Origin of the sequence: Paenibacillus pinistramenti, assembly GCF_005869875.1 — a bacterium.
GTDB classification, from domain to species: Bacteria; Bacillota; Bacilli; order Paenibacillales; family Paenibacillaceae; genus Fontibacillus; species Fontibacillus pinistramenti.
This window is the reverse complement of sequence record NZ_VAWG01000008.1, coordinates 119,676-139,218: the sequence shown is the minus strand read 5'-3', so window position 1 is coordinate 139,218 and position 19,543 is coordinate 119,676. Positions and strand designations below refer to the sequence as shown.

The following is a 19,543-nucleotide window of genomic DNA, read 5'->3' as shown; positions in this document are numbered from 1 at the left end:
CAAGTCAGCCAGGCGTCCTTCCTTCGGGTCCGGCTACAGCAGCCAAAGCACCGCCGCCAGCAGCAGCAGGTGCAGGCCCACAAAGCCCGTTTCTTTCGCTCCCCATGAAGGCTCGTAGTATTCCGTCCGCGGTGCATCGACAACAAAACCCCTTGCTTCCATCGAGGTAACCAGCTCTTCCGCCCGCCTGAAGGCCCCGACTGTTACCGGGACCAGCAGCGAGATGAGCATCTTCCCCTTGTCGCGCAGGCGCAGCTCCCGCAGATCCGCGCCCCGCGCGGCCTGAGCCTTCAAGATCTTCTGGCTCTCCTCCAGAATCGTCGGGATAAACCGCAGCGCCAGGCCCGCCATCAGCGTAAGGCGGTGGACAGGCAGCCGCAGCCGCGCGAACGGCTTTAACATGCCGTCCAGGCCCTGATTCAGCCTGCCCGGCGTCGTGGTGAACGTAAGCAGCGCGGTAAAAGAGATAAACAGCGCCATCCGGACCACCGCCAGCCCGCCGGCGCTTAATCCGCCTGCGGAGACCGCAAGCGGCCCCGCCTGAAGCAGCACCCTGCCCTGTGAGACGGTCAGGCACTGCAGGATGAAGATGAACAGCATCAGCAGCCGCAGCGGCTTGGCCGCCTTGGCGTAGAATTTATATGAAATGCGCGTAGCCGCCATAACGGCCAGCGAGAACAACGCGGCCAGCAGCAGCGCCGGCCAGGAGCGCAGCAGGATAATTGCCGCGGCGTACACCAGCATCGCCGTCAGCTTCGCTCTGGGATCAAGGGCATGAACCCAGGAGCCGGTGTCTATGACCCGGCCGATCAGCAACCTGTTCTTCATAACCGGGCACCTCCTGCCGCCTGGACGGCTGTAATTGCTTGTACTGCCGGCACTGACAGAGAAGCAGCCTCTTCAGCGCCGGCGCCGGCCCCGGCCTGCTCCAGCAGCTTTGCCGTCAGCTCCGCCAAACCGGCGGCGCTGAAGACCGGCCGCTCGCCGCCGAGCCCGAAATGCCCGGCCAGCCAGTGCCACCAGTGCATGCATTCCGGCAGCTGCAAGCCTTCCTTCTCCAGCATAGGCAGCTGTTCTGCCATCGCTTCTGCCGTGCCCTGGAACAGGCAGCTGCCGTCCTTCATGAGCACCCAGCGGTCTGCGTAGGGGAGCAGCTCCTCGATCCGGTGGGTGACGACCACCACCGTCTTGCCCTGCTCCCGGCACAGCCGGAGCAGCAGTTCCGTCAGCTCGGTGCGGCTGGCCGGGTCCAGCGAAGCGCCCGGCTCATCGAGCACGAGCAGGTCCGGCTCCATCGCCAGCACCGAAGCGATGGCCGCCTTGCGCATCTGGCCGCCGCTCAGATGAAACGGGCTGCGGCCAAGCAGCTCCTCCGGCAGGCCGACCTGCCGCAGCGCTGCCCCGGCCCGCCGCTTCGCCTCTTCAGCCGGCAGGCCGAAGTTCAGCGGTCCGAAGCAGAGGTCCTTCTCCACCGTCTCCTCAAACAGCTGGTGCTCCGGGAACTGGAACACCAGCCCGGTCCGGCGACGCAGCTCCCGCAGCTTCGGCGTTTTGGCACCGGCCTTCAGCACGGTGTCGAACACTTTGACGCTGCCGGCGGTCGGGTCCAGCAGGCCGCCGAACAGCTGCAGCAGCGTCGACTTGCCGCAGCCTGTCGGTCCGGCAATTGCAGTGAAGCTTCCGGGCTCTATGTGCAGGTTCACTCCGTTCAGCGCCGGCTGGCGGAACGGGGTGCCCTTGTCGTATTCATAACTTACCTCTTCGAAAATAACGGACATATGATCTCCTCCAGCGACCCGTCCTTCAAGCTGCCCGAAAGCCGGATCCCATAGTCGGCAAGCGCCTGCTGCATCTGAATCCGGAAGGGAAGCGCCAGGCGGCAGGCGGTCAGCAGCTCAGGTCTGGCAAACAGCTCCTCCGGCCTCAGGTCCTCCCGGATCACTCCCCCGTCCAGCACAAGCACCCGGTCGCTCTGCAGCACTTCCTCGGCATCGTGAGTAATGGACAGCAGGGTATAATTCCCGTCTGTGCGCATTTCCTTCAGCAGCCCGAGCAGCTCCCGGCGGGCCTTCTCGTCCAGCATGGAGGAGGCTTCGTCGAAGATGACCACCTTCGGCTGCATGGCCAGCACGGAGGCGATGGCCACCCGCTGCTTCTGCCCGCCGGATAATTCCCCCGGATGTTTGTGAAGCAGCTCTGTCAGGCCCAGCCTTCCGGCATATTCCTTCACCCGGCTGCGCATTTCGCAGCGCGGCAGGCACTGTCCCTCCAGCCCGAAGGCTATATCCTCTTCAACCGTTGCCCCGATGAACTGGTTCTCCGGATTCTGAAACACCATCCCGATGCTGCGCCGCAGCCGGTAAGCGGACAGAGGCGTCAGCTCCTCCCCGCCGATCCAGATCCGCCCTGTCTGCGGCTTCAGCAGGCCGCCCAGCAGCTTGATCAGCGTGGATTTGCCGCAGCCGTTCGGCCCAATCAGCGACACCCAGCTGCCCGGCTCTACAGCACCCGACGCTCCATTCAGCACAGGGTTCTCTTTTCTTTTTCCATAAGCGAATCCCAGATTCTCAAAGCTTAGAACCGGCCCGGGCTCTCCCCGGACGGGGTCTTCCTCTGCTCTGCGCTCCTGCCCGTCTCTCCCCATCATGATTCCGCTCCCAGGAAGCCTTCGAATAAGGAAAGCTTCGAAAGCGCCGGCACCAGCACCCGGACTGCAATGCCCACGACAATTCCTGTGCCAAGCCCGAGCAGCACCAGCATCGGCAGATAATAGAAGACGACGGAAGAATGAATGACAATGGAAGCTGCCGCCAGCTGCCCGAAGTTATGGGCGATCCCGCCCGCTACGCTGATCCCGATCAGGCTGAGCCGGCCTCTGCCCACTTTCAGCAGCACCCACATGACGCCAAAGCTGAACACGGCCCCCAGGAAGCTGAACAGGAAGCTGGAGAACGTGCCAAAGATAAAAGCCGTGAGGAGCGTTTTGAGAATCACGACAACCATCGCATCTCTTCCCCGCATAAAATAAAGACAAGTAAGCACCATAATATTGGCAAGCCCCAGCTTTGCCCCGGGCACCGAAACATTGAGCGGCACCAGGGTTTCAAGCAGGCTGAGTACAACTGCAACAGCGGCAAATATCGCAATAATCACCGTTCTCCTGAGCATCAGGCCGGTTTCTTCTCCGTGCGGTATGGACGGCATGACGGTTACCCCTTCCTCCATGTAAATGTATATCCTTATTATTTGTGATTTTTTTCACTTAAACTGTTAGAAATATCACATCGACCCGAAAAAAATTCTTACTTTTTAATAGCCTAAAACTAAGATGACTGGACAGGCTTCTATTATAGCGCTCCTTCTGCCGCATGAAAGTGAAGGATGACACAGTTCGTCTGATTCCGTCAAAAAAAAGCCTGCTCCGCAAGCCCTCGGCTCTTGGAACAGGCGTTCTTCTTCTAGTTCAGGTTAACGAGCTTTCTGATCTTCCTTGCCGAGCCAGATGGTAAACCAGCCCGCCCCGATCACACCGATCACACCGACAATACTCAGAATCAGAATGTACCAAAAATGTTCGTTCATCTCTGCACACCCTCCCGTTTTCCATATTCGCAGCCTGAATTTACTTCTATTGTTACCATTAAACGGTTTGGACTATGCAGCAAACATTTTTCTTATAAAAATTTTAATTATTTACTTTTTAAGGCATAAGGTGTATAATATAAATTCAGTATGTTAACATTGTTTTGAATTCCTCATTAGGCTTTAACCCTCCTTAATACCGTTCCGGTATATAAATTCCTATTTGATGAACCCTAAGAGTATGAATTTTAGTAGTTTCTGATTCACACTGGCGCGGTCATCGGAGCCGCAAGGACAAAAGAGAGGCAGGGCTTTTGTTGTTTTAGAGATGTATTGACGGTTTGAGCCTCGGAAGGAACCATGTGTCTTCTACGTGTACGGAAGACACGGTTAACCATACACCCTAGTAAGCGTCAGCCGCGATTGGCTGGCGCTTACGTCCATTATAAGGAGGATTTACGTTGGAGGAGCAGCAGTATCAGCAGAATCACAAAGCCTGGAATACAGGCACCTACAGCGCCTGGTCGCAGCGGTTTGGCACGCCGGCCGAAGCCGCGGACAAGCTGCGGAGCGCCCCGGAGAAGCGGCTGGGCAAAGCGCTCGACTATATGGGCAGCGTCGCAGGCAAGAAGATCATCAACCTGATGGGCTCGGGCGGGAACAAGGCCGTTGCCTTAGCTCTGCTGGGAGCAGAGGTTACTGTCGCCGATTTCTCGGAGGAAAACAAACGCTACGCGCTCGAACTCGCCGAAGCGGCCGATGTGCCGCTGCACTACGTGGTTGCGGACGTGCTTCATCTGCCGCAGGAGACTGTGACTGGAGATTTTGATGTCGTCTTCATGGAGTTCGGTATTCTGCATTATTTTACGGACCTCGTCCCATTGTTTGAGGTGGTCCGTTCTCTGCTGGGCCCGGGCGGCAGGCTTGTGCTGCAGGACTTCCACCCGGTCTCCACCAAGCTGATCTCCTCGCGCGGCACAACCGCCAATATCCGCAAGCATAAGGTGGACGGCGATTATTTTGACACCAGCCTGACGGAAACGGAGATTTCCTTCTATAAGTTTCTGCCCGATAACAGCAGGCAGCCCGAGGTGCAGAAGGTCAAGCTGCGCCACTGGAACCTGGGCGAGATCGTTACCGCCGTGGCTTCCGCCGGCCTGTTCCTGAAGCTCCTTGAGGAGCTGCCGAACCTGTCGTCCGACGTGTTCGACAAAGGCATTCCGAAGACATTTACACTGGTGGCAGAGAAGCTTTAACCCTCCGTCCTTCTATATAGACTGAACTAAAGAAAAAATACTGCAGGAACCTTTCCCGTACTTGTCCCAAATTGTCATTCGAAAGTTCAGTCTATATGAAAAATGCCCCCTCATTTGCCTTGTATCCAGGCTGTGAAGGGGCATTGCTGTTTTGCGCCATTCTTACTGTTGCTCATTCACTGCTGACTCACTGCACACTCAAATTATCCCAGTTCGTCTGGAACTGCTTGAACATCTCCTGCTTGTTAATCTTACCGCCGATATAAGCCTGGATGGTGTTCGAGAGCTCCTGCGGCATGCCGTTCGGCATCCGGGCCCAGTTCCAGGTGAGCGTCTTGCCGGCGTCCGTATATTTCAGGATTTCGGCTCCCAGCTGGCCCAGATCCTCTTCGGTGCCTTTGATACTGTTGAATGCAGGAATAAACTTGAATTCCTTCGTAATGTAACGCTTGCCCGTATCGGACGTCACCAGCCAGTTCAGAAAATCCTTCGCCTCCTGCTTCACCGGTGAATCCTTGTTGATGACCCAGTTGTTCGGCACGCCAACATAGATCTTGTCATTGTCCTCGGCGCTGTTGTCGATCGGCATCGGCAGGAAGCCGAGATGCAGATCCGGGTTGATGCCGTCCAGCTGCACCTGCGTCCAGTTGCCCTGCTGCATCATGGCCGCTTCTCCGCTGGCGAACATCGTCACCTGGGTATTGTAGTCCGTGGACAGCGGATTCTTGTTGCCGTACTTCAGCGTCAGGTCGAGCAGATTCGCCCATTCCTCAAACACCTTGTTCCCTTCGAATTTCTCGGTGCCGTCGGTCAGCCCCTGAATGAAAGCGCCGGGGTCCTTCTGCTGCGCAAAAGCCACGTTCACGTTATGGTTGCCAAGCACAAACCACTCCTGGTAGCCGTTAGCGAATGGCGTAACGCCGATTGCCTGCAGCTTCTTACAGGCCTCCTCCAGCTCATCAATCGTCACCGGGAGCTGCGTAATCCCCGCCTTCGCAAACAGGTCCTTGTTGTACATAAACCCGTAGCCCTCAAGGTTCATCGGCATGCCGTACAGCTTGCCGTCCCGGGTCATCGGTTCCTTGGCGATATCCTTCACATCCTTGACCCACGGCTGATCGCTCAGATCCTCCAGATAGTCAATCCACATGTCCCGCTCCACATAACCGCCAACGTTAAAAATATCCGGCTGGTCGCCCGAGGCGAACTTCGCCTTCAGGGAAGCGCCGTAGTCGCTGCCCCCGCCGACCGTCTGAATATCCAGCTTGATGCCGGGATGCTCCTTCTCATAATCGGCTTTGAGCTTGTCCAGCGCATCCGCAATCTCTACCTTAAACTGAAAAATGTGGATGGTCTTCGTTGCCGCCCCGTCCGATCCGCCGCTTTGGCCGCAGCCGGCCGCAAGCAGTACGAGCGCCAACAGCAGGGCGGCGGCTCTGAAGCTTTTTCCCGCTTTGGGGTTTAGCTTTATCTTCATCTTTGATTTCATCACTGTTCACCCCTTTACAGAGCCGGCGGATACGCCTTCGATGATGTATTTTTGCATAAAGAGGAAGAAGATTACGACCGGCGCAATCCCCAGCGTCAGGGCCGGCAGCGCCAGATCCCACTGCTTCGTGTACTGTCCGAAGAACGCGTAGGTGGCAATCGGGATCGTCGCCCGGCTTGGATTCTGCAGAATCAGATAAGGCATCAGATAGTCATTCCAAATCCACAGCGTGTTCAAAATAATGACCGTGACGATAATGGGCTGCATCAGCGGCAGCACCAGCCGGAAGAAGATGCCGTATGCCGAGCTGCCGTCCACCTTGCCCGCTTCTTCAATATCGACAGGTACGGATTTGACGAAGCCGTGGAACAGAAAGACGGTAATCGGCGCCCCGAAGCCCAGATAGGCGATGATCAGCCCGAGTGTGCTGTCCATCAGCGACAAGCCGCTCAGCACCTTGACCAGCGGAATCATGATCGCTTGAAACGGAATGACCATCGCCGCCACAAACGCCAGATACAGCAGCTTGTTGAAGCGGTTGGGCCTGCGGACCATTTTATATGCCGCCATCGCGCAGATCAGCGAAAGCAGCAGGTTGCTGACCACGGTTACGATCAGGGAGTTCAGAAAGGCTTTTGGAAAATCGGTCGCCTTCCAGGCTTCCTTATAGTTGCTCCAATGGAACGCCGCCGGCCAGTTGGCCGAATCCGTCAGGATGCTGCCGTATTCTTTGACCGAGTTGACGAGCAGGAAGTAGAACGGAACAAGGAACACCAGTCCAAGCAGGACGAGTATAATCTCGACGATCAGCAGAGGCAGCTTGTAGCCGCCAGGCAGGGATTTCGTTCTCATACCTCGACCTCCTTCCGTTTGGTTGCCCATACCTGAATGACGGAGATCAGGGCCACCACGATGAAAAAGATGATCGCTTTGGCCGATCCCATGCCGTAGCGGCTCAGGGTATAGGCCTCATTGTAAATATTCAGCGCCACTGATTCGGTTGCCTTAAACGGCCCGCCCTTCGTCAGCGAGAGATTCAGGTCAAACAGCTTGAACGACCAGGAAATCGACAGGAACAAGCAAACGGTAACCGCCGGCATTACCATCGGGATAAGCACATGCCGGAGCACCTGCCATCTTCCCGCCCCGTCGACCCGCGCCGCCTCCGTAAGCCCCTTGGGGACATTGTTCAGCGCCGAGATATAAATGACCATCAGATAACCGGCGTTCTGCCAGACAAACACAATTACGATAGACCAGAAAGACGTGCTTTCATTGCCGAGCCAGGGAAGATTAAAGAACGACCAGCCGGTCGCCTGCCCGATTGAGGCAAACCCCCTGACAAAGATAAACTGCCATATAAAGCCCAGCAGCAGCCCGCCGATGACGTGCGGCATAAAGAACACCGTCCGCATCACGTTGCGGGTAAGCAGCTTGCGCGTAAGCACGTAAGCAAGCGTAAATCCGAGCAGATTCGTCAGAATCAGCCCGAGTACGGTAAACCGCACAGTAAACCAGAAGGAGTTCAGAAAGGACGGATCCTTCGTGAAGATATGGACATAATTGCGTATGCCCGCCCAATCCGCATGTCTCGCGATGCCGTTCCAGCTCGTGAAGGAATAATACAGCCCCAGAAAGAACGGAACCGCGACAATAACAGCAAAAAAGACAGCTGCAGGCCCCACAAAAACAAACTGCTGAAGGACCTCAGATCCTTTTCTCTGCTTCATCTTTCTCACCTCATTTTCGGGTTAGTCACTGTGCAAAGTGTTTACCCTTCCCCTGCTTGCTTTGAATCTTCATAAAAAAAAGAGCACCTCGCTCTGCCCGTCACAGGGCTGCTGGATGCTCTAAAAATAGATCTTGCCACAACGGGACAAGTTAGCCGGTCTTTGAACCTACCACTCAAAGACACTATTCAAAAGGGGATGCTCTAATCATAAGGCGGCAAGCTGAAGTCAGGCTTATAGAAACCTTAAAATTTCCTAAAATCTTTATTCCCTAAAATCTTCTTTCCCTAAAATCTCTGCAGGCCGCCGCTTCAATACTGTGTCCAGTATTTGATCCGCTCATCGCCATTCCCTCCGTTAAAATAGTGCCGGGAACCTCCGGCCCGCTCCTCCGGTTCATGGCTTTGAAGCATGATGATCCGCTGCGGGTCCGGAAGCTTCGGCCCTTTCGCGGAGGCGCCGTACGGAACCGGTGAGGCGTACGAAGAAGAGTGCCGCTCCTCCCACGCGATATATCCCTGCTCCTTCAGTCCTTCAAAGGCCCTCCAAAGCTCCTGCCGTCTGCGGCCTGTTTTCCGCTCCAGCTCCTCCCAGGTTGGCATTCTCCGGCGCTGGAGCGAGAAGTTGAACAAGATGCGCAGCACCTTGCGCTGCAAGTCCGGAAGCATATATATTCCTCCTAACAACAAAGAACGTATGTTCCCATTATAAGAGAACATACGTTCTTTGTTCAAGAGGCAGCAAAAATTAGTAAGCAGTCCAGCCGGCATCCGCCGTAATGACCGTTCCGTTAACAAAGCTGGACTCGTCGGTGGCCAGAAACAGAGCAACCTGCGCGATCTCCTCCGGCTTGCCGGTGCGCGGATTCAAGGCCAGACCCGGACCTGTGCGGGTAGTGCCGAACTCGTTAATGTTGGTAATCGTTGAAGCGATGTTGGTCTCAACGCCGCCCGGCGCGATGGCGTTGCAGCGAATGCCCTTCTGGGCATACATGAAGCCGGTATTTTTCGTGAAGCCTACGACCGCATGTTTAGAAGCCGTATAGGCCGCTCCCGCACGCGCACCGTAAAGTCCCCCGGCAGAAGCCACGTTGATGATGATCCCCTGCTGCTTCTCCAGGAAGACCGGCAGCACCTTGCGCGTTGCCCGCATAACGCTTGTAGTATTTACCGCAAACACGCGCTCCCAAATGGCGTCCTGAATGTCTCCGGCCGGCTCGAAATTATCCATGATCCCGGCATTGTTGACCAGAATATCAACCGTGCCGTAAGTGCTGACTGCAGTATCCACGAGCTGCTGGATGTCTTCTTCCAAAGCTACGTTTGTTTTGATGGCGGAAGCCGCTCCTCCGTCTGCCTGGATTTCCTTGGCCACCTGCTCGGCTCCTTCCAGGTTCAGGTCCGATACGACCACCTTGGCGCCTTCTTTGGCGAAGAGCAGCGCAATTTGTTTGCCCATGCCTGAAGCCGCGCCTGTTACGATGGCTACTTTATTTTGAAGTCTCATGTTAGAAGCCTCCCTTATAGTTGGCGATCTTGTAATCGCTTTATTCTCTTCCTCCTCATTATAAAGTTTGCTGAATTGCTGATACAATAAACATGTCAAGGACAAAGTGTACAATAATGTTCATAAATGATCCGATTTGTTGAACAAATAGGCGGTGGGAACGATGACTGAAGTATATTCAGCGGACAAGAGGGTCAAGAAATCCCGGCTGGCTTTGCAAAGAGCTCTGCTCGACCTGCTCAAGAGCAGCCCTTTCGAAGACATTACGATCACGGAAATCGTCCAGCATGCGGACGTGAACCGGGGAACCTTTTACAACAACTATCAGGACAAGCAGCAGCTGCTGGAGGAGATTATGCAGGATGTCCTGTCGGACCTGCTGAAGGCCTACCGGCGGCCTTATATCAACGAGACTAAATTCGAGGTGCACCGGATTCAGGCCGGGGCCATTGAAATTTTCCGCCATGTTGCAGATCACGCCAACTTTTACCGGGTGGTGCTCGGCTCCAATTCCCTGCCCGGCTTTCAGTATAAAATCTATTCCTTCCTAAGAAATATTCCCCTGCAGGATCTGATTTATCCTTACCATGAGGACAGAGCCGGAGTGGGAGCCAGCGCGGGCGGAACCGGGGACAAAGCTGCAGGGGCCGACTACGAGCTGTGGTGCAGCTTCTACGCCTCCGGCCTGATCGGGATGATCGGATATTGGGTGGAAAATGATTTCGCCCAGTCCCATGAATACATGGCCGAGCAGCTCGTCGCGCTGATCAACGGGCAAAGCCGGCTGTTCATGCTTACCAAAATGGATTGACAGTATTTTAGTGGTATTTTAAAATAACACTAACTTTTTCAACCGGAACGAAAGGTGCCTGTGCCTATGTCCATGCCTATGCTTATGATCGAACAATTGCGGAAGCTCGGCCTGTCCGAGCTGGAAGCGAAATGTTATGCGGTGCTTCATGAGAAGTCCCGGAGCTCCGGCTATGAAGTGGCGAAACATGTCTCCGTGTCCAGGACAAACGTGTATGCGGCGCTCCGGACGCTCCATGACAAAGGCATCTGCCGGGTGCTGGAGGGCGACCCGGTGCTGTATGAAGCGGTGCCGATCAAGCAGGTCATCAAGCTTCTTCAGTCCGATTTCGACCGGACGGCCCGCATGCTTATGGAGGAGCTGGCCGCCCCGCCAAGTGCGCCGCCCTTCTTCGCGAGCTGGAAAGGCGAGCGGCTGGCCGCGCAGACGATCCGGCGGCTGATCGCCAATGCCGGAAAGACCATCCTGATCGACGTCTGGGCCGAGGATCTGCACCGGATTGAAGCTTCCCTTCTGGAAGCCGAGCAGCGGGGAGTTTCCGTCCACCTGATGATGATGGGAGAATGCCATACTCCGCTTAAGCACGTTATCGTTCACCAGCGCCCGAAGGCCGACCTCAGCCAAATCCGTCATTTTACCTTACTCTGCGACCAGGAAACCGCGCTGATCGGCAGCTTCGGCACCCAGGCGGAGGAGTCTGTGCTGGAGAGCAATCATCCGAGCATTGTCGATCTGCTGGTCAACGCCTATGAGCATGATGTCGTCATGCTGCGGATCGAAGAGGATTTTGGGGCCGAGCTGGCCGCAAAATACGGAGAGCATTACGAGAAGATCAGGCAGGAGCATCCCGAGCTTAATTAGAGGCTTGAATTAGAGGCTTGAATTAGAAGCTCGTTTAAAAAGCTTGAAACAGAATTTTTCAGCAGGAGGGGTTTATCATAGCTGCATCTAGTCCATCGGTTCTACGAACCAACCGTTCATACCGCCATTTATGGCTGGCGCGAATCTTCGCGACGACCTCGTTTCAAATGCTGACCGTTGCCATCAGCTGGCAAATGTACGCCTTGACGGACAGCGCCTTCAAGCTTGGCCTGGTCGGCCTGGCAGAGTTTATCCCCATGCTGCTGCTCACCCTGGTAGCCGGACAGGTCGCGGACCGCTTTGACCGCCGCCGGATCGTCTTTATCTGTCAGCTTACAGAAGCTGTCGTCGTCTCCCTGCTGGTCGCAGCCACGCTCGGCCACTGGATTCAGAGCTACCATATTCTGATTGCCGCAGCCATTCTGGGCGCTTCGCGCTCCTTTGAAAATCCTACAGGTTCAGCTCTCGTTCCGGACCTGGTTGAACGTGAGGAGCTGCCGCAGGCAGCTGCCTGGTCCGCGTCCGCCGGCCAAACCGCTTCCATCGTCGGCCCTTCACTGGGGGGACTCCTGCTGTGGATTGGACCTTCGGCCGTTTATTTTACGTCGATCGGCGCGCTGCTGATCTCTGCATTCCTGATCCTGTCCATCAAAGTGAAGCGGACCGTCCGGAAGGATGAAGCGGTCAGCATGGATTCGCTGCTGAACGGCCTCCGGTTCGTCTTCAAACGAAAAATCATCCTCGGCACCATCTCGCTCGATTTGTTTGCCGTGCTGCTGGGCGGCGCAACAGCGCTGCTGCCGATCTTCTCGGAAGATGTCCTGCATACCGGTGAGTGGGGCCTCGGTCTATTACGGACCGCTCCTGCTGTCGGAGCTCTGCTGATGTCCCTCGTGCTGACCCGCTATTCCATCCAGCATGCGATCGGCAAATATTTGTTCAGCTCGCTGGCGATCTTCGGCCTGGCTACGATCCTGTTTGCCGTCTCCAAGAATCTCGCCCTCTCGCTGGTCGCCTTGTTCCTCATCGGCGCTTCGGACGTGGTGAGCGTGGTCATCCGCTCCACGCTTGTCCAGCTGAACACGCCGCATGAAATGCAGGGCCGGGTCAATGCCGTCAACATGCTGTTTATCGGCACCTCCAACCAGCTCGGCGAATTCGAGTCCGGCACGATGGCCAACTGGTTCGGCGCAGTCAACGCCACCATCATCGGCGGCATCGGCACCCTGGTGGTTGCCGTGCTGTGGATGTACCTGTTCCCGGCGCTGCGCACCTTAAAGACCTTCTATGACAACAGTCCGGGGGTTAAAGAAGGAGAAGCCGGATAGATTTACGGATAGATTTACGGATAGAAATATGGATTGAAATATGAATTGAGGAAGGCCTTCGCTTGCGGAGGCTTTCTTTTTTTGGCGCGGGAGAAGACGTCTTTCAATTTGGGTAATGTATACATATAATCACATTTATGTATGTACCACTTTTTTACTAAGGAGATTGACAGAATGATTGGTCTTGCCATCACATTATTCATCTGCGCTGCCATGTTCATAGCCGGCGGAATCGTCATGATTCTTAAGCCTGCAATCGGCTGGTACAGCCAGCAGTGGAGATTTAAAGAGGACATACCGGAACCAAGCGACACTTATCTTTCAGTTAGAAAGTTCTTGGGTGTATTTTTAATTTGTGCCGGGGTATTGTTCCTTGCCGGCGGGATCCTGAACTGCTTGTAGCCGACCTTCTGAGGAGGTGTTTAAATATGAATCCTGTTTCAATGCACAAAAAATTCAGGTTCATCTTGGTCATTTCCCTATTTGTCCTTACGCTTACTGCCTGCAGCAATTACGAATGGGATGGCAGGAGCCAAAGCTGGGACGCTTCTTTCTCATATTCAAGCGACAACAAAACTGCCAGCTATACGATTAAATACATTGGCGAGGAAGCCAGCATCACGGGTTTCTCCTATCAATTTTCAGGTAATGTTCTAACTGCCTTCGGCGGAGAAGAAAAAAAGCTGCAGTCCCCTTTTCAAATCAAGCAGAAGCTGTCCGGAAAGGACTATTCTAAGGAGAACAGCTCCGTCAATCTAACGATTAAGTGGAACGGCAAAGAGGAACGTTTAACTTTGAACAAGCAGTAATAAGAGCACCAGACAGAGTCAGCTCATTCACTCGTCAGCAGCTTCAGCAGCCTTCGGGAAGATTTGGCCGAGAGTTCTGAAGCCCTATTTGTATCCTTTTCATTAACAAGAAGGTAACCTGCCTTACTTAGATCCCTGCTCAGGTGTAAATCAAAATACTCACTTTCTCTATTGCTGTAGATCATTTGGATGACATAATCGGGCTTGCCGATGTCTATTACTCCGCCCATTCGCTTTGCAGACTTGATAGTACTACTGATTTCATTCATTCCTTTATGACTGGATATTTCTCTTGTTTGCCCAGCGGCCTGATTCGTTACTTGAATCTTTTCTATATTGTCCCGGGAAGTGCAGGCAGATGACAGAAACATTAAAATGAGAAATTGGAGTAATAATTTTTTTAGGTTCGTAACATTACCCACCTTCAATTCGATTCAATTTCTATGGTTCCCCCTATGATTTCCGAAATAGGAGACCGCCCCTAATAAAGGTACCAATAATTATTAATAATTATAATTTTTAGGGGAAATTGCGGCATGAGAAAGAAGGTGTCCCAACATAAATATTACGAGGACACCTTCTTTTATTTTAAAGAATTTATGAATCAATATTTAGTATTTGGAACAAATGCTTCAAAGATTCTTCCATCAGCTTCAATTGATATACTGTTATTAAATATGTCCTTTTGCCTGTATACCTTATTAACATCCCCATAATACCATGTAGTTACAGGAACCCCTTTCTTAAAGTATCCAATAAAATCACTTATAAAAGTTTTTTCATTAAGAGGCGAAGGTGGTAAAGGAATATTATAGCAAGTCTCAGCCCTCCGAACAGCAAAAACGCGGCCTCCCGTCCGGGAAGCCGCTTCCTGCCTTGCTTATAAGAATGCTGGTGAAGGGACTCGAACCCCCGACCTACGCGTTACGAGTGCGTTGCTCTACCAACTGAGCTACACCAGCATATATAGTGAACAGCTGCATCAACATTATATAGCTTCAGCCTGCCATCTTCAAATCAGAAACCGGGCGGGACGCTCCCAAGGAGAATGCTCCTGCTTAATCTCCCGCCTGTTATCCGGCTTAATCTCCGGTTAGCGCCCCGTTTCTCCTTCTTGCTCCCGCATGTATGCCCCCGTACCCTGATCCTGCAGATCCGCCTGGCGCCCTACAGCTTCTCCCTGACGGAACGCAGCTTCTGCTCAGAGGAGGATTCCTTGTCGCGGCGGTCGTCGATTTTGATGGAGGTCGAGACCCGCTGTACTCCCTGCTGGAATGGGGATTCGTGCAAAGCCTGAATGGCGGCGAACACTTTATCCAGCGGCCCTTCGATAATCGTGCTCATTGAGGTCAGCTGAACCTGAACGCCTTCCTGTCTTTCCAGCACCCGCTGCATATCTGCAACATAAGCACTTAAGCTGGTTGACCCCGTCCCTACCGGGAGCACCGTTACCTCTGCGATTGCCATTCCACTTCACTCCTTCGTTCGTAGTCACTGCCTTTATTGTACCAGCCATGACCCGATTTTACCAAAATCGACACATCCATTATTCGCACAAATTTCACAATCGCCTGCGGCCCAGTCAGGACAAGCAGTTTGGGCTCCGCCCCCTTCCAAATGTGTCTGTTCCGTCATTGCCGATCACTAGATGTTGTTGTATGATCGTTGCATCGCTACGATATGTAGCAATATGTAGTTGTTAGTAACATTTTTCACGAAGCAGAACTTCTTCTAAGATTCCTTCCGGAGTTACATATCCGGGGGTTACATATCCGGGCCATACAGACCCGAGCATATCTTGTCACATTCTGCAAATAAGGAAAGGAGCAGACAGCTATTATGGCAGTGCTTTACCCAAACTATGAGGCCGGCGAGCGGCGCCTGCTGAACGAAATGATCGCGGTGGGAGAGGACATTATCGACAGCAAGGACCTGGATCTGATCCGGGAGAATGCGAACTTGAACGGGGAGAGCTTCTCCGGAAAAATGAGCAAATTAGGCAGTGAATACGCCAAATGGTATGCCAAGCATTTTATTATGCCGAAGCCTGTCGTCCGCGCCATTGAAGACAATTATGTCTACGTCCATGATCTTGACCAGTATGCCATCGGCACGACCAACTGCATCTTTATCCCATTCGACAAGCTGCTGAGCGGCGGGTTTAACACCGGGAACGGCAGTGTCAGACCGCCGAATTCGATTATGACGGCGATGGCGCTGGTGGCGATTATTTTTCAATCCCAGCAAAATGCCCAGTACGGCGGCGTCTCCGCCAGCAAAATCGATTACGACCTCGCGCCTTACGTAGCCAAGTCGTTCGCCAAGTATTTCCGCAAGGGACAGTCCTATTTCGAAGAGGAGGACGGCGCAGAATTAGGTGAGATCAGCATGTCCCTGTTTGAGCTTCAGCTCCGCTATCCGAAGACATTCCGGTATGCCCTGAAGGAGACAGAAATCGAAACGCTGCAGGGTGCGGAAAGCCTGATCCACAACCTGAACACGATGTCCAGCCGCGCCGGCGGACAAATTCCGTTCACCAGCATTAACTATGGCACCTGCACCTCGCCGGAAGGGCAGATGGTCATTGACGCCCTCCTGGCCGCGACAATGCGCGGGCTTGGCAGCGGGGAGACGCCGATTTTTCCGATTCAAATCTTCAAATGCAAGCAGGGCGTCAACCAGTCGCCTAAAGATCCGAACTACCCGCTGTTCCTGAAAGCCGCGGAATGCTCGGCCAAACGGCTGTACCCGAACTTTGCCAACCTCGATGCGCCGCTCAATCTTCAGTATTATGACCCGGCGGACCCGGATACCGAATTCGCGACGATGGGCTGCCGCACCCGAGTGCTCAGCGACCGCTTCGGACGGAACAAGCTGTCCGGCAAAGGCAATTTGTCGTTCAACACCCTCAACCTCGTCAAGCTGGGCATTGAATACGGAACGGCGCTCGGCAAACGGAAAAAGGCTGATGAAAAGGGCTTCTACCACGCCCTCAATCACTATCTCGACATCGCGCTGGACGGGCTGATGCACCGCTTCGGCATCCAGTGCAGACAGAAAGCCAAAGCCTCCGACTTTATGATGCGGGAAGGCGTCTGGGAAGGCGGAGAGCAGCTTGCGCCCGACGACGCGGTCGGCGGGCTGCTGAAGCACGGCAGTCTGTCGCTCGGCTTCATCGGCCTGGCCGAATGTATGAAGGCGATGTACGGCAAACACCACGGCGAAGACGATGCCGTCTATGAGAAAGCCTTAAGTCTGATCTCCTGCATGAGAGATTACTGCGACCGCAAGAGCGAAGAACTCAACTTGAACATTACGCTGTTCGCTACACCGGCCGAGGGCCTGTCCGGCAAATTCACCAAACGGGACCGCCAGTTCTACGGCACGCTGCCCGGCATTACCGACCGGGAATATTATACGAATTCGTTCCATATTCCGGTCTATTACGAGATTCAGGCCGCCCGGAAAATTTCGCTCGAGGCACGCTTCCACGACCTGTGCAATGCCGGCGCCATCTCTTACATCGAGCTGAACGGAAATGCCCGCAGCAATCCGTCGGCCTTCCTGAGCATTATTCAATATGCGCTGTCCCAGCAGGTCAGCTACTTCAGCATTAACCATCCGGTTGACCGCTGCTCCGCCTGCGGCTTTGAGGGCATTATCGGCGCCGTCTGCCCGTCCTGCGGCAGCCATGAGGAAGACGTGCATATCCGCCGGCTGCGCCGGGTGACCGGCTATCTGACCGGGGATTTCCAGACCCGGTTTAACAGCGCGAAGCAGGCCGAAGTCCGGGACCGGGTTAAGCATACGCCATGAATCTGTGCGGCTACTACCCGGAATCCATTAACGAAGGCGAAGGCCTGCGGGCCGCGGTCTTTATCAGCGGCTGCCGGCACCGGTGCAGGGGCTGCTTCAGCCCGGCAACGTGGAATTTCAGCTACGGCGAGCCGTTTACGCTGGACAGGCAGGATGAGATCATCCGGGACATTGCCGGCAATCCGCTTCTGAGCGGCATCAGCCTGCTGGGCGGCGACCCCTTCTTCTCTGCTGATGAGGTCAGCGGGTTCCTCGACAGGCTGTATGAGCAGGCCGGACCAGTCAATGTCTGGGCCTACACGGGCTACACGTTTGAGGAGCTTACGGCTGACCCTGCCTCTGCAGAATACGGCCTGCTCCGCCGCTGCCACGTTCTTGTGGACGGCCGGTTTGAAGAGAAGCTGCGCGATCCTTCCCTGCGCTACTGCGGCAGCTCCAACCAGCGGCTGATTGATATTCCGGCCAGCCTCGCTGGCGGACAGGTGATCCTCTGGAAGCCCGCTCTGACCTTCTGACCCGCTGCTGATTGTTAAAAATGTGACAGACAACCCTCCCGGCGCCCGGTATAATAACGCCCATCATTTCCAATTGTGGAGGGTTATCTTCGTGAACAAAAAAAATCTGTTCTTCCTCGCCGTGCTCCTGGTGCTGATCCTGTTCGGCAGCCTGATCTTTCTCAACCGGCAGCAGCAGTCCTCCGTGCTGGAGGGGCTCCCGAACTACACCGATGACAAAGAACCGATCGTGGTGACCGGGTTCCAATACGACCGCCAGCCTCATCTCGGCGATCCGGACGCCAAAGTCAAGGTCATTGAATTCGGCGATTTCAAATGCCCGGCGTGTAAGAAATGGACCACCCAGAATTTCAGTACTTTCAAGAGCGAGTTCATCGACACCGGCAAAGTTGAATTTTACTTCATGAATTATGCCTTCCTGGACCGGGATTCCTATCTGGCTGCAGCCGCCGGTGAGGCGGTCTACAAGCAGAACAATGAAGAGTTCTGGAACTTCTATGAGCAGATGTACCAGCATCAGGGCAAGGAATCGGAAATTTGGGCGACGCCGTCTTATCTGATCCAGTTCGGGAAGGATTACCTGAAGGGCATCGACCTGAAGCATTACGAGCAGGACGTCAACGAGCACACCTATCTGCACCAAGTGAAAGAGGATTATAAAATCGGCGGCTACTACGGCGTGAACGGCACCCCGACCTTCTTCGTGAACGGAAAAATTCTGCGCAGCATGGACTATGCCGAGCTGCAGGCCGCGATCGGACAGGCGGAAGCGGACGCGGAATAAGCGGGATGATGCGGCTTGATGCGGCTTGATGCGGCTTGACGCGGCTTGATGCGACTTGAAAAGGCGGCAAACAGTAAAAAGAAGACCGGCAGACTCTTCAGAAGTCCGCCGGTCTTTTGTCATACGTATGAAGGCTGGACCGCTGCGTCCGGCCTTATTATTTTCCGTCAAACAAATCGCCGAGGCCGCCCAGGATGCTGCCTTCCTCCCGTCTGCCTCCGCCGAACCGGGAAGCCGACAGGATGCGGTCCGCCATCCGGTTAAACGGCAGGGACTGCACCCACACCTTGCCCGGGCCGCGCAGCGTTGCGAAGAACAGCCCTTCGCCGCCGAACAGAGCGGTCTTGACCCCTTTGACAAACTCGATGTCGTAATCCACGCCTGCGGTAAAAGCAACGAGACAGCCGGTGTCCAATCGGAGCACCTCGCCCGGCGCCAGCTCCCGCTCCATCACATAGCCGCCGGAATGTACGAAGGCCAGGCCGTCGCCTTCAAGCTTCTGCATGATGAAGCCTTCGCCGCCGAAGAAGCCCGTGCCCAGCTTGCGCTGGAACTCAATGCCGATCGACACGCCTTTGGCGGCGCACAGGAAGGAATCCTTCTGGCAGATGATTTTGCCGCCGTAGCGGAGCAGATCGAGCGGGATGATTTTTCCCGGGTAAGGCGCTGCAAAAGTAACCGCCTGGCGGCCGCCGTAGCCGGCATGCGTGAAGACCGTCATAAACAGGCTTTCGCCCGTCAGCAGACGGCGCCCGGCCCCCATCAGCTTGCCGAACATACCTCCCCCGGAGCCGCCGCTGCTGCCGTCTCCAAAGACGGTCTCCATCCGGATGTCCGGGTCCATCATCATAAAGCTGCCGGCCTCGGCAACCACGCTTTCGCCGGGATCGAGCTGCACCTCCACGCACTGCATTTCCTCGCCATGAATTACATAATCAATTTCGTGAGCACTCATTATCGTTATCCCCTTCCGGATTCTATCCTGCCGCCAATCGCGGCGATTCTAGTTCTATATACGCAGAGCTTCCGCCGCCGTTTCACTAAGCCTGGCTGTGC

At 54.7% G+C, this 19,543-nt stretch carries 21 protein-coding genes and 1 tRNA gene; 9 read left to right on the top strand and 13 right to left on the bottom strand.

The annotated features are described in order from the left end of the window. Positions 1 to 33: 33 nt before the first annotated feature. The 4 genes from FCN15_RS11610 to FCN15_RS11595 are packed head-to-tail and all read right to left on the bottom strand — an operon-like array spanning position 34 to position 3,225. Positions 34 to 828, bottom strand: coding sequence for an energy-coupling factor transporter transmembrane component T family protein (locus FCN15_RS11610; RefSeq protein WP_138495171.1), 795 nt, complete (start codon positions 826 to 828; stop codon positions 34 to 36). Then, the gene (locus FCN15_RS11605) at positions 825 to 1,778 is read right to left on the bottom strand and encodes an ATP-binding cassette domain-containing protein (RefSeq protein ID WP_138495170.1); all 954 of its coding nucleotides are present in this window, start codon (positions 1,776 to 1,778) and stop codon (positions 825 to 827) included. The genes FCN15_RS11610 and FCN15_RS11605 overlap by 4 nt, the downstream gene beginning before the upstream one ends. After that, entirely contained in the window at positions 1,754 to 2,647 is an 894-nt protein-coding gene (locus FCN15_RS11600; protein WP_238996643.1) for an ATP-binding cassette domain-containing protein, read from the bottom strand. The genes FCN15_RS11605 and FCN15_RS11600 overlap by 25 nt, the downstream gene beginning before the upstream one ends. Further along, positions 2,644 to 3,225: a Gx transporter family protein gene (locus tag FCN15_RS11595; RefSeq protein ID WP_238996642.1), complete on the bottom strand. Its 582-nt coding sequence runs from the start codon at positions 3,223 to 3,225 to the stop codon at positions 2,644 to 2,646. The genes FCN15_RS11600 and FCN15_RS11595 overlap by 4 nt, the downstream gene beginning before the upstream one ends. 818 nt (positions 3,226 to 4,043) lie before the next feature. On the opposite strand from FCN15_RS11595, the gene FCN15_RS11590 reads away from it, so the two are divergent. Beyond that, complete coding sequence (locus FCN15_RS11590; protein WP_138495169.1) at positions 4,044 to 4,838, top strand: class I SAM-dependent methyltransferase; 795 nt, start codon at positions 4,044 to 4,046, stop codon at positions 4,836 to 4,838. Positions 4,839 to 5,025: 187 nt separating this feature from the next. On the opposite strand, the gene FCN15_RS11585 is transcribed toward FCN15_RS11590, so the two are convergent. The 5 genes from FCN15_RS11585 to FCN15_RS11565 form a co-directional block, all read right to left on the bottom strand. Further along, positions 5,026 to 6,315, bottom strand: coding sequence for an ABC transporter substrate-binding protein (locus tag FCN15_RS11585; protein ID WP_138495198.1), 1,290 nt, complete (start codon positions 6,313 to 6,315; stop codon positions 5,026 to 5,028). An 18-nt stretch (positions 6,316 to 6,333) separates the two neighbouring features. After that, positions 6,334 to 7,179 (bottom strand): carbohydrate ABC transporter permease, encoded by an 846-nt coding sequence (locus tag FCN15_RS11580; protein ID WP_138495168.1) that lies wholly within the window; start codon positions 7,177 to 7,179, stop codon positions 6,334 to 6,336. Beyond that, complete coding sequence (locus FCN15_RS11575; protein WP_138495167.1) at positions 7,176 to 8,057, bottom strand: carbohydrate ABC transporter permease; 882 nt, start codon at positions 8,055 to 8,057, stop codon at positions 7,176 to 7,178. The genes FCN15_RS11580 and FCN15_RS11575 overlap by 4 nt, the downstream gene beginning before the upstream one ends. Positions 8,058 to 8,368: 311 nt before the next feature. Further along, positions 8,369 to 8,725 carry a hypothetical protein gene (locus tag FCN15_RS11570; RefSeq protein WP_138495166.1) on the bottom strand — a complete coding sequence of 119 codons (357 nt, stop codon included), beginning with the start codon at positions 8,723 to 8,725 and terminating at the stop codon, positions 8,369 to 8,371. Positions 8,726 to 8,804: 79 nt separating this feature from the next. Next, complete coding sequence (locus tag FCN15_RS11565) at positions 8,805 to 9,563, bottom strand: SDR family oxidoreductase (RefSeq protein WP_138495165.1); 759 nt, start codon at positions 9,561 to 9,563, stop codon at positions 8,805 to 8,807. Positions 9,564 to 9,726: 163 nt separating this feature from the next. On the opposite strand from FCN15_RS11565, the gene FCN15_RS11560 reads away from it, so the two are divergent. The 5 genes from FCN15_RS11560 to FCN15_RS11540 all read left to right on the top strand — a co-directional run bounded on the left by FCN15_RS11560 (position 9,727) and on the right by FCN15_RS11540 (position 13,372). Beyond that, positions 9,727 to 10,374 (top strand): TetR/AcrR family transcriptional regulator, encoded by a 648-nt coding sequence (locus FCN15_RS11560; RefSeq protein ID WP_138495164.1) that lies wholly within the window; start codon positions 9,727 to 9,729, stop codon positions 10,372 to 10,374. A gap of 84 nt (positions 10,375 to 10,458) precedes the next feature. Further along, positions 10,459 to 11,235: a TrmB family transcriptional regulator gene (locus FCN15_RS11555; RefSeq protein WP_138495197.1), complete on the top strand. Its 777-nt coding sequence runs from the start codon at positions 10,459 to 10,461 to the stop codon at positions 11,233 to 11,235. 53 nt (positions 11,236 to 11,288) lie between these two features. After that, positions 11,289 to 12,563, top strand: coding sequence for an MFS transporter (locus tag FCN15_RS11550; RefSeq protein WP_338044374.1), 1,275 nt, complete (start codon positions 11,289 to 11,291; stop codon positions 12,561 to 12,563). Between the two features lie 174 nt (positions 12,564 to 12,737). Beyond that, positions 12,738 to 12,965, top strand: coding sequence for a DUF6199 family natural product biosynthesis protein (locus FCN15_RS11545; protein ID WP_138495162.1), 228 nt, complete (start codon positions 12,738 to 12,740; stop codon positions 12,963 to 12,965). Positions 12,966 to 12,991: 26 nt separating this feature from the next. Further along, positions 12,992 to 13,372, top strand: a complete 381-nt coding sequence (locus tag FCN15_RS11540) for a hypothetical protein (protein WP_138495161.1) — start codon at positions 12,992 to 12,994, stop codon at positions 13,370 to 13,372. Between the two features lie 23 nt (positions 13,373 to 13,395). Here FCN15_RS11540 and FCN15_RS19320 read toward each other — a convergent pair whose 3' ends face one another. The 3 genes from FCN15_RS19320 to FCN15_RS11530 form a co-directional block, all read right to left on the bottom strand. Further along, positions 13,396 to 13,794 carry a YhfM domain-containing protein gene (locus FCN15_RS19320; RefSeq protein ID WP_476703848.1) on the bottom strand — a complete coding sequence of 133 codons (399 nt, stop codon included), beginning with the start codon at positions 13,792 to 13,794 and terminating at the stop codon, positions 13,396 to 13,398. Between the two features lie 467 nt (positions 13,795 to 14,261). Then, positions 14,262 to 14,334 (bottom strand) — tRNA-Thr (locus tag FCN15_RS11535). Positions 14,335 to 14,539: 205 nt separating this feature from the next. Then, positions 14,540 to 14,839 carry an MTH1187 family thiamine-binding protein gene (locus tag FCN15_RS11530; RefSeq protein ID WP_138495160.1) on the bottom strand — a complete coding sequence of 100 codons (300 nt, stop codon included), beginning with the start codon at positions 14,837 to 14,839 and terminating at the stop codon, positions 14,540 to 14,542. Positions 14,840 to 15,211: 372 nt separating this feature from the next. Between FCN15_RS11530 and FCN15_RS11525 the strand changes: the two genes are divergently transcribed. From FCN15_RS11525 to FCN15_RS11515, 3 genes are all read left to right on the top strand, one after another. Continuing rightward, positions 15,212 to 17,188, top strand: a complete 1,977-nt coding sequence (locus FCN15_RS11525) for an anaerobic ribonucleoside triphosphate reductase (RefSeq protein ID WP_138495159.1) — start codon at positions 15,212 to 15,214, stop codon at positions 17,186 to 17,188. After that, positions 17,185 to 17,703, top strand: coding sequence for an anaerobic ribonucleoside-triphosphate reductase activating protein (gene nrdG / locus FCN15_RS11520; RefSeq protein WP_138495158.1), 519 nt, complete (start codon positions 17,185 to 17,187; stop codon positions 17,701 to 17,703). Before FCN15_RS11525 ends, nrdG begins: the two co-directional genes overlap by 4 nt. A 91-nt stretch (positions 17,704 to 17,794) precedes the next feature. Continuing rightward, entirely contained in the window at positions 17,795 to 18,487 is a 693-nt protein-coding gene (locus tag FCN15_RS11515; RefSeq protein ID WP_238996639.1) for a DsbA family protein, read from the top strand. A 157-nt stretch (positions 18,488 to 18,644) separates the two neighbouring features. Here FCN15_RS11515 and FCN15_RS11510 read toward each other — a convergent pair whose 3' ends face one another. Next, positions 18,645 to 19,442, bottom strand: coding sequence for a TIGR00266 family protein (locus FCN15_RS11510; protein ID WP_138495157.1), 798 nt, complete (start codon positions 19,440 to 19,442; stop codon positions 18,645 to 18,647). Positions 19,443 to 19,543 lie beyond the last annotated feature (101 nt).